The 12,956-nt window shown below is 62.4% G+C and carries 14 protein-coding genes; all 14 read left to right on the top strand.

The window, feature by feature from the left end; translation table 11 throughout:
• The first annotated feature begins 21 nt into the window (after positions 1-21).
• Positions 22-369 (top strand): hypothetical protein, encoded by a 348-nt coding sequence (locus NU688_RS15320; protein WP_257861547.1) that lies wholly within the window; start codon positions 22-24, stop codon positions 367-369.
• A gap of 76 nt (positions 370-445) precedes the next feature.
• Positions 446-937, top strand: a complete 492-nt coding sequence (locus NU688_RS15315) for a hypothetical protein (RefSeq protein ID WP_257861546.1) — start codon at positions 446-448, stop codon at positions 935-937.
• On the top strand, positions 934-1,260 hold the full coding sequence (locus tag NU688_RS15310; RefSeq protein WP_257861544.1) for a phage head closure protein: 327 nt from the start codon (positions 934-936) through the stop codon (positions 1,258-1,260). The genes NU688_RS15315 and NU688_RS15310 overlap by 4 nt, the downstream gene beginning before the upstream one ends.
• Positions 1,253-1,717, top strand: coding sequence for an HK97-gp10 family putative phage morphogenesis protein (locus tag NU688_RS15305; protein WP_257861543.1), 465 nt, complete (start codon positions 1,253-1,255; stop codon positions 1,715-1,717). Before NU688_RS15310 ends, NU688_RS15305 begins: the two co-directional genes overlap by 8 nt.
• Entirely contained in the window at positions 1,714-2,067 is a 354-nt protein-coding gene (locus NU688_RS15300; RefSeq protein ID WP_257861542.1) for a DUF3168 domain-containing protein, read from the top strand. The genes NU688_RS15305 and NU688_RS15300 overlap by 4 nt, the downstream gene beginning before the upstream one ends.
• A 107-nt stretch (positions 2,068-2,174) precedes the next feature.
• Positions 2,175-2,819 (top strand): phage tail protein, encoded by a 645-nt coding sequence (locus tag NU688_RS15295; RefSeq protein ID WP_257861541.1) that lies wholly within the window; start codon positions 2,175-2,177, stop codon positions 2,817-2,819.
• Positions 2,820-2,877: 58 nt separating this feature from the next.
• Positions 2,878-3,258, top strand: a complete 381-nt coding sequence (locus tag NU688_RS15290) for a phage tail assembly chaperone (protein ID WP_257861540.1) — start codon at positions 2,878-2,880, stop codon at positions 3,256-3,258.
• Between the two features lie 62 nt (positions 3,259-3,320).
• The gene (locus NU688_RS15285; RefSeq protein ID WP_257861539.1) at positions 3,321-3,596 is read left to right on the top strand and encodes a DUF1799 domain-containing protein; all 276 of its coding nucleotides are present in this window, start codon (positions 3,321-3,323) and stop codon (positions 3,594-3,596) included.
• A gap of 50 nt (positions 3,597-3,646) precedes the next feature.
• Positions 3,647-6,493, top strand: a complete 2,847-nt coding sequence (locus NU688_RS15280) for a phage tail tape measure protein (RefSeq protein WP_257861538.1) — start codon at positions 3,647-3,649, stop codon at positions 6,491-6,493.
• Entirely contained in the window at positions 6,493-6,984 is a 492-nt protein-coding gene (locus tag NU688_RS15275; RefSeq protein WP_257861537.1) for a hypothetical protein, read from the top strand. Before NU688_RS15280 ends, NU688_RS15275 begins: the two co-directional genes overlap by 1 nt.
• Positions 6,984-7,490, top strand: coding sequence for a hypothetical protein (locus NU688_RS15270; protein WP_257861536.1), 507 nt, complete (start codon positions 6,984-6,986; stop codon positions 7,488-7,490). Before NU688_RS15275 ends, NU688_RS15270 begins: the two co-directional genes overlap by 1 nt.
• Positions 7,487-7,855: a hypothetical protein gene (locus NU688_RS15265; RefSeq protein ID WP_257861534.1), complete on the top strand. Its 369-nt coding sequence runs from the start codon at positions 7,487-7,489 to the stop codon at positions 7,853-7,855. The genes NU688_RS15270 and NU688_RS15265 overlap by 4 nt, the downstream gene beginning before the upstream one ends.
• Positions 7,852-10,692, top strand: coding sequence for a host specificity factor TipJ family phage tail protein (locus tag NU688_RS15260; protein ID WP_257861532.1), 2,841 nt, complete (start codon positions 7,852-7,854; stop codon positions 10,690-10,692). Before NU688_RS15265 ends, NU688_RS15260 begins: the two co-directional genes overlap by 4 nt.
• Positions 10,693-10,711: 19 nt before the next feature.
• Positions 10,712-12,943 carry a hypothetical protein gene (locus NU688_RS15255; protein ID WP_257861531.1) on the top strand — a complete coding sequence of 744 codons (2,232 nt, stop codon included), beginning with the start codon at positions 10,712-10,714 and terminating at the stop codon, positions 12,941-12,943.
• Positions 12,944-12,956 lie beyond the last annotated feature (13 nt).

Raw genomic sequence — 12,956 nt, 5'->3', positions numbered from 1 at the left:
TTCCCGTTTCAGGAGATCCCCATGAAGACACTCATTGCGCTGCTGGCCATCGCCGCCGGCAAGTACGGCGAGGGCCAAGTAGCCATCGACGAGGGCACCAAGTTTGAAGTTCCCGACGACATCGCCGACAAGATGGTCACGACCGGCGATGCACGCCTCGACGACGCTGCGCCTCCCGAAGGCAGCAAGCAGCCCAAGGGCGGCAAGAAAACGAAGGTCCGACTGCTGGTGGACAGCGCGCTCGGCAATGCCAACGATCTGATCGAAGTCGACGCCAGCGAGGTCAAGGCGCTTGAACGCGACGGCGTGGCCGACAGCGACAAGGCCGCCGTCAGCTACGCGCAGACCCTGCCCCAGAACAAGGCCTGATTTCCCATGGCTCGCTCGATGCGAGCCCTTTTGAAAGCGGATCTCCCGTCCGCTTTCACAAGCACACATCAGCACCATGACACCCATCATCGTCACCCCTGCGGAGCAGATCATCGATCTGGCCCGCGCCAAGCTGCATTGCAAGCTGTCCGGGTCGGCTCGCGACCCGGAGGTCACCGACGCGATCGAGACGGCGCGCGCGTGGATGCAAAAGGAGCTGGCCGTGGCGGTTGGCCCGCAGACGTTGAAGTACACGTTCGATGACTGGGCCGGCTGCGCGCAGCTGCCCTACGACATCACTACCGTGGTGAGCGTGACCGACGCGACCGGGCCGGTGACGTACACCAAGCGCGAACGAACGATCAGTGCGTCGGCGGTTGCGCCTGTCGAGATCGTGATCACGTGCGGATGGACGGTGGCGAGCATCCCCGGGACGATCAAGTCCGCCATGCTGCTGCTCATCGGCGACCTCATCGAGAACCAGCAGGCACAGGTCGAGATCGCACTGCACGAGAACCGGGCGGTCGAGAACCTGATTGCGCTCGAGCGCCGGCGGGTGTCGATATGACGGCGATCGGCAAGCTGCGGCACTTGGTCACCATCAAGCGACCGATCGGTCGGGACACGGCGGGGCAACCGCAGACCGGGAGTGTGGAGGTCGCCACGGTATGGGCGGACGTGAGACATCCGAACGGGCTTGAGACGATCAAGAGCGATGCCGAGCTTTCCATCGTGAAGGCCTCGATCCGCATTCGCTACTTGGATGGCATCGTCGCCGGCATGTGGGTTGAGCATGACGGCGAGACCTACGACATCCGCGCGGTGCTGAAGGATCCAACCGGCCGCCGCTACCTCGATCTCGTTTGCCAGACCGGAGCCCGGCGTGCGTGAGATCTCGATGCGCTTCGACGGTTCGAACTGCGATGCAGCATTGGACGGCGTCCTCGAGCGTGCGCGCGCCTCGGTGCGGCCGGCGGCACAGGCGGCAACTCAGGTTGTCTACCAGGAGGTGCTGCTGCGCGTCCCCGCGTCACCGAAGGGGCACTGGTTCCATGGCACCTCTTTCAAGACCACGGGGCAGAAGTACTGGTTCGAGCCAGGCTCTCTTCGGCGGGCGATCTACCAGGCCTACAGCGCGGACAACAGCACGCAGGACCACGCGACCTATCACGTGAGCTGGAACCGCAAGAAGGCGCCGTACGGGCACTGGGTGGAGAACGGAACCAGTCGAGCGCCGGCCCAGCCGTTCCTGCGGCCCGCCTACGAGGCTTCCATCGATCGCGCGCTCGACGCCGGCCGCGTGAAATTCAGTGAGAGCTATGCCAGTCTGGCGAAGGGAGGCTCATGACCGTCTTCGAATGGGTGGCTGAGCGTCTGGAGTCGCTCGGCATCGCCGCATATCCGGTGGTCGCGCCTGCTGACGCGGAGAGGCCCTACGCGGCCTATCAATGTGTCGGGGGCCGCTCGATCAGCTTCTTGGGGACGGAGTTGCCCTCGGTGAAGAACGAGCGTGTCCAGATCGCGATCTGGTCGAACCGTGCGCTGCAAGTCGAGGCACTTGGGCTGCAGCTCGAGAACCTGCTCATGTCTGCCGAGGACTTCCAGGTCGAGCCGATCGGCTCGCCGATCGATGACCACGACGAAGAGACCGGCCTGTACGGCAGTCGCCAAGACTTCTCGATCTGGAGCCCTCGCTAGAACGAGTCCCGCCGCGCGGCCCTGCTGCGTGGCATTCCTTGCCCGATGAGGGCGTTTTATCCACCGCTCGCGCTCGCGGGCTTTCTTGTTTCTGAAAGGCCTTCATCATGGTTCAACTGCCCAACGGCGCCAAAGTGGCGCTCTCGTCAATCTTCGGTGCGGTCAAGGAATTGACTGCGCTCTCCAACGCAAACCCCGCCGTCGCCTCGTGTGTCGGCCATGGCTTCACGGACGGGAAGATCATCCTGCTTGAGTCCGGGTGGGAGGAGCTCGAGGGGCGCGCAGCCCGCGTCGACGACGCCGCTGCCGACAACTTCGAACTGGAAGGCATCGATACCTCCGATCTGATCCGCTTTCCGACCTCGCTCGGTCTCGGTACCGCGAAGGAAGTGACGACCTGGGTCGCCATCGACCAGATCATCGGCACGGCCTTTGCCGGCGGCGAACAGCAGTACTGGGGCTTCTCGCCGTTGGACTCGCGCCGGACGAAGCAGATACCGACTGAGCGCAGCGCTCAGACGGCGACGCTCACCTTGGCTGACGACGACAAGAAGCCTTGGTTTGCCGCCCTCGACCAAGCCGATCGGCTGGGCGACACGCGTGTGCTTCGAATCACGCTTCCCAACGGCGCGATCCTTCTGTACTCCGGCACGGTCAGCTTCAACAAGGTGCCCACGCTGACGAAGAACGAAGGCATGGCCGTGACCATGACGCTTTCGATCAACGCAGATATCACGCGCTACACCGCGTGACCTGCGCGCCCGGGGCGGCCGCCCTGGGCATTCCTTCTCCACACTTCAACCGACAACCATGCCGAAAATCAAACTGGGCAGTCCGCCCGAGTCGTTCGCCCGCACCGTCACGTTCAAGCAGCTCGACGGTCTCGAAGTCCAGATCAAAGTGACGTTCCGCTATCGCACGCGCGAGCAGTACGCAGCGTTCATGGACGACCTTTACAAGGCGGCCACGGGCCAGGCATCGCCGCCCACCGGCGCGGAAATCTCGGCCGCGGCCAAGGAAGGGATCGACCGAGATGTCGAGCACATCTTTGGCGCGCTGCTGGCCTGGGACCTGGACGACGAGCTGGACCGGGACAGCGTCAGGCTTCTCGCGAACGAGTTTCCTGCTGCGATCGCCGCGATCACCGACGACTACCGGCTGGCTGTTACCGAAGGCCGCGCAAAAAACTAAAGGCGGTCTCCAGGGCGCTGTACACGGTGCCGCCCGATCCTTCGGCACTGGCGCAGTGGGGCATGACCGCGGAAGACTTCGCGGCAGACCCTGTCACATATTGGCCGGACACCGCGCAGGCGGTCGATCTGTTCTGCCGACTCGGCACGCAGTGGCGAGTCGGCGGCATGGGTAGCCTGACCGGGCTGGACTACGCCGCGGTCTACCCCTTGCTGGACCGAATGCAACTGTCTGCCGCCGCGTGGGACGCGTTGCTCGACGACATACAGGTCCTCGAGTCCGAAGCCCTGGAGACCCGCAGGGAACTGCAGGAGCAAGAAAAACCCGCGGAGCCGTAGCGCACCGCATCGCCCGCTGATCGCGGGCTTCATTTTTTGGGAGCGTTGAAATGGCCACCGTCGGTAGAGACCAGTTGGTGATCGACGGTGACGTCTCGGGCGTGAAGGCGGCCGTTGGCGAAGGCAAGAAGTCCATCGCTTCGCTTGCCGCCACGGCAGTATCCGCCGGCGCCGAAGCGTCCAAGGGGATTCAGCAGATCGGCGAAGGCGGCAAGGAATCGGCAAAGAAGGTCGACGTCGCGACCCGCAATATCGTCAGCTCCATCCAGCGGCAGATCGCGGTCACCGAAGCTGGTGCCAAGTCGAGCTCCGATTTCTACCGCGTCCTGGCGGGCCAACGCGGCGTCGACGTGACGGCGCTGAAGCCGTACCTGGATCAACTCGACGCGGTGAAGGCCAAGCAGAAGGCTGCTGAAGATGCATTGCGGGCGACGTCGCCCGTCATCCAGGACGTCGGCATGTCCGCGCGCGCCACGGCCGCCGCCATGCGTGGTGTGCCGGCGCAGTTCACCGACATCGTCACGAGTCTTCAGGGTGGCCAGGCACCGCTGACCGTCTTTCTGCAACAGGGCGGCCAGCTGAAGGATATGTTTGGCGGCGCCGGGCCTGCAGCGCGCGCGCTGGGCACCTACATCACCGGGTTGATCAACCCCTTCACGCTTGCAGCTGCAGCGGCCGCGGTGCTCGGCCTGGCCTATTACCAGGTCACCCAGCGCCAAACCGAGTTCTCGAAGTCGCTCATCATCTCCGGCAACTATGCCGGCGCCTCGGCGGGCCAACTGGACGAGCTGGCGCGCAGCGCCGGCGGCGTCGTCAAGTCGCAGAGCCTGGCCACCGATGCCGTGAATGAACTGGCCCGAAGCGGCAAGGTCACTGGCGATGTGCTTGGCACTGTGGCCACGGGCGTCGCGGCCTTCTCGAAGCTGACGGGTGAATCGGTCAGCAAGGCTGTCGACACCTTCATCAGCCTGTCGGACGAACCCACGAAGGCCGCCGCCAAGCTCAACGAGAGCCTGCACTTCCTTGACCTGGCGACCTTCCAGCGGATCCGCTCCCTGGAAGAGCAGGGCTTGAAGGAACAGGCCGCAGGCGTGGCGCAGGAGGCGCTCGCCCGCGAGTCCATCAGCCGCATGCAGTCGGTCGGCGCGCAGGCCGGCACGCTGTCGCGCATCCTGTCGGGTGTCGCGGGCGTGGCTACCGGCATGTGGCAGACCTTGGCGAACGGCGTTGGCAGCATCGGCGCCCCGCGCACGCCGGACAGCGACTTGAAGGAAGCCCAGCGCATCGCTGACTTTCTGAAGACGAACGGTGGGTCGGCCGCTGCGATCGCGAAGAATCAGCGCGATATCGCCGAGGCCAGCAGGCGCGTACTGAACGAGCAGAACGTCGCCTTCGCAGAGGGGCAGCGCGCGGCCGCGAATGCATCCAAGATCGCGGCTGACCAGCGCGTCCAGGCGCTGCTCAAGTCGAACCGCTCGCAGGCGCAGATCCGCAAGGACGAACGCGAGAGCTTCGAGCGCGATGCGAAGCTGACCGGCCTGTCGGCCGAGAAGCTGGCCGCGGGCTTGGCCGCGATCGACGAGAAGCACAAGGACCCCAAGGGCGCCGGGGCGAAGGTGTTCCGAGACGATGCCGGAACCAAGATGCTGGAGACGCTGCGGCAGCAGGGCGCCGCGCTGCAGGACCAACTCAGCAGCACCGGCAAGATGACCGATGCCGAGCGCGAGATGGCGAAGTTTGCCCAGCTGATCGCCGACCTCAAGGGCAAGACGCTGCTTACGGCCGAGCAGAAGAGTCTCGTGGCGAGTCAGGACAAGATCCGCGCCCAGCTTGAGATCAACGCGGCGACCGAGCGCGAGATCGGGTTCCAGAAGATCTTGCTGGATGACTCGAAGCGCCGGGCCGAGGCGCTCAAGGCGACCGAGAACGCTGCCGATGGCGTGCGTCGCTCTTTGGCGGACATGGCGTCGCAACAAGGCGAACAGTACAACGATCGACTGAGCGTGATGGGCCTGGGCAGCGAAGCGGCCGAGCAGCAGCGATCGCGCGAGCAGATCGAGCGTCAGTACACCCGCACGCTGCGAACCTTCACCGAGGAGGCCGCTCGCAACAAAACGCTCGAGTCCGACGCGTACAAGAAAGCCACCGAGGACATCCGCATTGCGCTGCAGGGCGCGCTGGCCGCGAACGGCGACTACTACGCTGCGATCAAGGCCAAGCAGTCCGACTGGAAGCTCGGCGCCAGCGAAGCCCTGGCGAACTACAGCGACGACGCCGAGAACAGCTTCAAGAGCGCTGGACAGGCGGCGACGCGAGCGTTCGGTGGTGCAGAAGACGCGCTCACATCCTTGGTCACGAAGGGAAAAGCGGACGTCAAAGGCTTGATGGAATCCATTGCGGCGGATCTGGCACGAGCAGCCATTCGGCAAGGTATTACCGGGCCTGTGTCCGGCTACCTCTCGGGGCTACTGGGTGGGGGGAATTCGCTGGACAAATTGCTGAGCTCGAACAACGCCTTCGGCACCGGTGGAGGCGGCGGTGGCTTCAACTGGGGCAGCCTTCTCTCGGGGATCGGTGGCATGTTCAAGTTTGATGGTGGCGGCTACACAGGTAGCGGCCCACGATCTGGCGGCCTGGACGGCAAAGGCGGCTTCATGGCGATGATGCATCCGCGCGAGACCGTCGTGGACCACACAAAGGGGCAGGGCGCCGGCGGAGCGGGCGGGATGGTCATCGTCAACCAGACATCTGGCCGGATTGACAACGCACGTGTCGAGCAACTGCCCGATGGGCGCCAGCAGCTGACGCTTGAGGAAGTCGCCGCCGCACTGGACAACCCGAACAGCGTGGTCAGCAAAGGCATGCGCCGCAACTACAAATCAGAGCGGAGGCGTTGATGCCCAATCCAAGCATCCCGCGGGGATTCAAGATCATCACATCGAGCTACGGCACCGATGGGCCGGGTGGGGTGAGGCGAACCGAGGTAGCGGGCGGTGCGCCGCGCTACGGGATGGACTACGACCGAGGGGTCCAGCGGTACAACGTCCAGATGGGGATGGATGCTGCGCGCTACAGCGTGTGGACGGTGTTTTTCCATCACATCCTCAAGAAGGGCGCGATCACCTTCGACATGCCGATCGACAGCGGGTTCGGCCTGCAGGTGCATGCCTGCAACATCATTCCGGGCAGCTACGACGCGACGCGTGTCGGCGGACAAGTGACGCTGGTGCGGTTTGCCGTCGAGGCGGAGAGCCGTGTCTACGACTACTCGGCCGCCGATGCGCAAGCTCTCCTCGATCTGTGGAACGTCGCCGGCGACCAGTCCGACGACCTACTGAGTCGTCTGGCCATCTTCGCCAACATCGACATCAACGTAGTGGGACTCTGATGTCACTCGATCTCGAAACACGCTTGCGTATCTGGCTGGCGTCGGCTCCCCAAAACAAGCATGCAATCCAGACGCTCGAGCTGAGCCATTCGGCGCTGTCTAAGGTCTTCCGCTTCTGGCGCGAGCCTTACACCGGGCACATCACGACCGAGGACGGCGTGGTCGAGGTGCTGCCCATCAACCTGGACATCAAGCTGGCCGGCAGCGAGGGCAACCTTGACCAGAAGTTTGACGTCGCGATCGACACCGTCGACATCAATGACGAGTTCCATCGTGAGATGGACCGGATCCCGGTCGGCACCAAAGAGAAGGTTCGCGCGGTCTATCGGGAGTACTTGAGCGACGACCTCAGCGAGGCACAGACAACGGCTGTACTGCAGACCGAATCGGTCTCGTATCGACTGGGCACGGCGACTTTGTCGGCCGTGTCTCCGCGCCTGAATGTGACCCGCACCGGCGAGATCTACACGCCACGCGACGTACCCATGATGAGAGGTTTCCTGTGAACGTGAACGACTACCTGGCCAGACAGTACCCCAGCCCGCCGTGCTGGGCTCTCGTGGCCGATGTGTACAGCGCGGAGTTGGGCCAGGACGTGACGGCCTATCGCACGATCAACAGCTCTCTGCGTGCAATCGCAAGCGCTTTCCGCATTGCCATGCACAAGAGCCAGCATGGGTTCGAGCAGATCGAAGTTCCGCAGGACTACAGCATCGTGTTGCTGGGCCGTTCGATGTCGCTGGGACTTCACCACTGTGGCGTCTATTTCGACGGCAAGGTGCTGCATGCCCTCGAAGATGGAAATCTGTACCAGGACATTGCGAGTTTGGCCGACACCTATCCCATCATGCAGTTCTGGGGGCACCCGTGAGAGTCCGTGTCTATGAGCATCCCTTCGCGCCCTGCGCGCCGCTGGTGTTCTATCCGTCGAGCCTGGCCGAGTGGCTGCTCGAGCACTATGGCGCCGGCCCGAGAGGCAATGTGCAGATCTTCGCAGGCGAGCCGTCTGCGGAGACTGAGATCAGCGGCAACCTGGATGCGATCCTCAACGCCAATGCTGCGGACTACGTTGTGCTCGAGAGCCCGGGCGAGCCCGCGACCATCGCCAGCTTTCTGATCAGCGTGGTGCTGTCGGTGGCATCGGCGATCTTGTTCCCGCCGCCGGACATGCCGGCGAATGTGAACCGGACCCAGCAGTCGCCAAACAATGCACTTGGCTCGCGCGAGAACCAGGTGCGCCTGCTGCAGCGTGTGGAAGACATCTACGGCACGGTCAAAAGTGTGCCGTCGCTCATGATGCCAACGTACGTCAAGTACCAGAACAATCAACGCATCGAGTTCGGGTACTACTGCGTCGGCCGGGGCTACCACACCATCTCCGAGGTGAAAGACGGCGAAACGCCGATTGCCTCGATCACTGGCGCCAGCGCCGCGGTTTACCCGCCATTCCACTCGCCCAATGACGGCAGCGCGCCGCAATTGCAGATTGGCCCCGCCATCATCGATGCGATCGTGTCGGTGCGTCGGGCCGTGGAGACCGATGGTTTCACGCTGAAGGCACAGAACCAGATTCAGTTGCCCAGCGCGGACAACTACGTCTATGCCAAGGCAGGGGTCACGAGGAACGTGACGACCGCCAGTGGTCGCGAGATCCAGATTCCGGGCAATGCGAAGGACCAGATCCTGCAGCTCCACGCTCGACCGAATTTCAACGCGATCAGCGAAGTCGGGCAGACGGTCACTATCTCCAATCTGGATGAGGTGTACTCGATCGACGGCAATGCCGTTGTGGAAGGCGCCACTCGCCAATACACGGACACTACCCCGGAAGGTGCAGGGCTTTTCACAAGGCTTTCTCCTGGCGACCAAGTGACCATCTCGGGTTTTGCCAACGCTGGCAACAACGGAACGTTCACCGTCGATACGAAGCCGGCGAGTCACATCATCACGGTGACTAGTGGGTCGCAAGTCGACGAGGTGGGCTTCCCGTTCCCGATCGGAGTTCACGTCGATGGTGTTGTCCATCATCCAGGATACGCCGGCACACGCACGATCACGGAAGTGAACGATCAGGTTCTCGTGCTTGATGGTGCAACGTTCCCCGACGACCACGGCTACAGCCCAGAGCTGCTGACTACGGTGATCGTCAACAACGGGCTTGTCGATTGGACCGACTGGATCGTGCAGCCGGCGGTTGACCGAACGCAGGTTTGGACCAATGTGGTGGCCGCACAGGGCCTCTTTGCGGACAACGGGGGGCGTTCGCCGTTGTCAGTGTCGTACCAGATGCAGATCGAGCAGCTCGACGCAGATCTGAATCCCACTGGCAATATCGAGACCGTCAGCAGCACGATGACCGGTGCTACGACCGATGAGCGTGGTGAAACGCTGGAGCGCGTCACGGGATGGGTGGGCCCCGCCCGCGTGCGCATGCGCCGTACTACGCCCTATCTCTACGATTTTCAAGGCACGATCGTCGATGAAATTAAGTGGGCCGACCTGTACAGCGTGTCGCCGATCACCAAGCCGCACTTCGGCAACAAGACAACGATCCACACTGTCACCAGGGCCACACCGCGGGCAACGGCCGTGCGCAACCGGCAGCTCAACTGCATTGCCAGTCGGCTGTTGCCAAGGTGGACCGGCAGCGGATTCTCCGGCGCGTTCGATGCGGATGGGCGCCATGTGTCCGGCACCTTGGAGGCCACAGGATTTCTGCATGACGTGATCGCGGCGGTCGCGCTCGACCCGAAGATCGGCAGCCGGACACTGGCTGAGCTCGACATGGTGCAGATGTCTGCACAAGTGGATCTCGCCTATGCGATCCACCCCGAACTGCCGACCTTCAACTACACCTTCGATAGTGAGAACACGAGCCTCGAGGAGACGATCCAGACGATCGCGAATGCGGGGACCTGCATTGCCTACCGCCAGAGCGGGAGGATCCGGTTGGCATTCGACCGAGCGCAGCCTGCAAGCACGGCGCTTTTCACGCACCGGAACAAGAGGCCGGACGCTGAGACGATCACTCGCACGTTTGCCAATGATGCCGACTACGACGGTGTGGAGTTCATCTACCAGGACCCCGAGACACAGCAGGCCGAGACGATTCGACTTCCGTTGGACGGTAGCCATACCAAACTGAAGAAGTTCGAAATTCCCGGCATTCGGTCCTATCCGCAGGCATGGCTGCGCGCGTGTCGCGAGTACCAAAAGCTGATCGGGCAGCGAATCTCCATCGAGACCGAGACCACCACGGATGCTCGGGCGTTGCTGCCGAACACACGCGTCGACATCGTCGACAACACGCGGTTCAGAAGCTTCGACGGAGAAGTGGTGGGGCAGAGCGGGCTCGAGCTCACGCTAAGCCGCGATGTGGAGTTCGCGCCGACGGTCAATCACAGCATTGTGTTGATGCGGCGCGATGGAAGCCTGCAGAGCATCAACGTCACGGCTGGCTTGGCGGCAAACAAGGTAATGCTGCAAAGCCCGCCGAGCGAGTCCGTGGTTACTGAAGCTGGGCAGGAAGGCATTCGCACGATCTTCTCGTTCGCGAGTGACGACGCGCGTACAGCTCAAGCCTACCTGGTGCAGGAGATTGGTGTATCGGACGGGCAATACATCCAGATCCGAGCCATCAACTACAGCCCGGATTACTACGCAGCGGATCTCCAACCGATCCCACCCAAAGAGTCGGTCATCAATTGACGTAATAGAAAGAGCAAAAATGACAGCCATTCAAGTCGCTGATCTCAACAACGGCAAGGTCGACGTTGACCACGTGGCGGCGTTTGCGAATTCCACCGCCCTTACTGCGACAGACCGAACGGGGCGCAGCAAGCGAACGCTGGCTGGCATTGATGCGCTGGCGGTTGAGCGTCTCGACGTGATCGACTCCAACGCGCAAGCGGTTCTGGCGAGCCTGGGCTATCAAGTTCCAGTCCCCTACACCGCGGGATTGCTCATGACCGTCCCCAACCAGACGGTGAGCTACTTCGATGGCGTCAGCATCTCTACTTACGCGCCTATCGAAAGCTTCCTGCCGTTCACGACCAGCGGTTCGTTCGAGACAGCGAAGTTTCGATTGATCCAAGGTGTGAGCGGTGCGGATCTCGGGGCGTCCACAGGAGCACTGCTCGTCGGGTTCGCCCAAGCCGGCGCCGGCGCAGTCAAACGAACCGTTCAGGCAAAGGCCCGCGAGTTCGGCATTTCTCCGCAGGACTTTTGGCTCGCGACAGATCCTGATTGGACCAATGCTTTCGAGCGCTGGGCCATCGCTGGCGGAAATTACATCCCCGACGGCACCTACGTGCTGAAGCGACAGATCACGATCAGCGGCAGTGGCAGTTTGCGCGTCGGCAACGTGGTGCTCGACTTCTCCCAGGCCACCAACGCGGCGTCGTTCCCTGACGCTGCTTGCTTCTATGCCTATGCGGGCGCATTGGTGGCTCTCCCGAACCTTGACGCGGTAGCGATGCCCGTCGCATTCAAGGGTCAAGGGGCGCTCGCGTTCGTCAGCGCACCGGCGGTTCAACGTGGCGACGTGGTGGTGATCTACAACCCGACGAATGGAAGTTACAACGCAGCGCGCACGGTCTACCGAGCAGGAGAGTTTGTCGAAGTGGAAAGTGTGACTGGAAACACTGCGCGAATTTTCGGCTCATTGTGGGACGCCTATCTCGCAACCGCGGTCCAGATGTATCGCCTACCTCGGGCGTCGTTCACGATCACAGGCGGTCGCCTGCAGGTGATCGGAAGTAAGGCAGCTGGCTTTGATTCCGTGGCCTGCACAAAGTTTGAGAACTATCCAGCCACGCGCCTCGACAACCTGGCTGCTGATAACAGTTCGTACGCAGCTTGTGAGCTCAAGCGTTGCTACAACGTCACTGGAGTGGGCGTCGATCTGAATCAAGCGAATGCCGCCGCAGGATCGAACGACTATGGACTGGTGGCCAGCAATTCGCAGAAGGTGCGAATGGATGGTCGTTGGGGAGGTGGTCGACATGCGGTGACGACCGGCGGCGGGGACTATGTCGGATCTGTGCCGTGTCGAGATGGTCTGATTTCCGGGTTCTTCTCGAATGCCGAAACCGCGGGGCAGGGGGTTGGTGCGGTGAACAACCACGGCAACACCGAGGGCTGGCGCTTCCAGGGCGTCATCAACGGCGGATATTCCGGAGGTGGAAATAACAACGGGATCATGCCCGGCTCGATTCTGATCGCGAAGAAAAATCAGAACGGCTCTGCGATCTACATGGGTGAGATGTTGGGCTTTAACTTCGCGTTCGCCGGCATCAGCATCACTGCCTATGGCGATGGCTCTCTCGCCGGCGGGCGCGGCGTGATTGACGTCGGTGGGAACAGCAGCTCGGCCATTAACGCGAACACGAAATACGGAGGCACCTTCGACATTACAAACACGCGCATCAATGCTCCCGACGCGATTCGCGCCTTCACGATGATCAACTCTGGTTGCGTGACAACTGAGCCTCTCAACATCGCTGCTGCTGGTCTTCAGGTGCAGCAACTGTCAGCGTCTCCCAATGTCGCGATCTACGTTGGTCCACCAAGTGGCGGCGGCAAGGCTGTAGATGTGCTCGACCTTCGCGGGGCCATCGTGCCGAGCCTCACCTATGGAGCCGGCTCGCCATACTCACTGACGGCCTCTGGTACTGCGAAGGTCCGAGGATGGTCGCGATCAGGGTCTGTTACCGGTCCCGCTTCCACCGGTGCAAACACTCTCGCCTTGGCTGTCGTCTATGACCAGCGGGCGCCCCGGCAACCGAAGGTCAGCGGCATTAGTCTGAACCGAGGACGCACCGGTACCCAGTCGTTCAACGTTCATGTGACCGGGGAGACCACGGCCGGCTTCACCATCAACATCACAACGACGGACGGTACAAACTTCGCAAGTGCGTTGTCTTTCACGGCGTCTTGGAGTGCGACTGTTGAAGAATGACGGCGATCGTTCC

Origin of the sequence: Variovorax sp. ZS18.2.2, from assembly GCF_024701975.1 — a bacterium.
Lineage (GTDB): Bacteria > Pseudomonadota > Gammaproteobacteria > Burkholderiales > Burkholderiaceae_C > Variovorax.
This window is presented reverse-complemented; position numbering and strand designations above follow the sequence as displayed.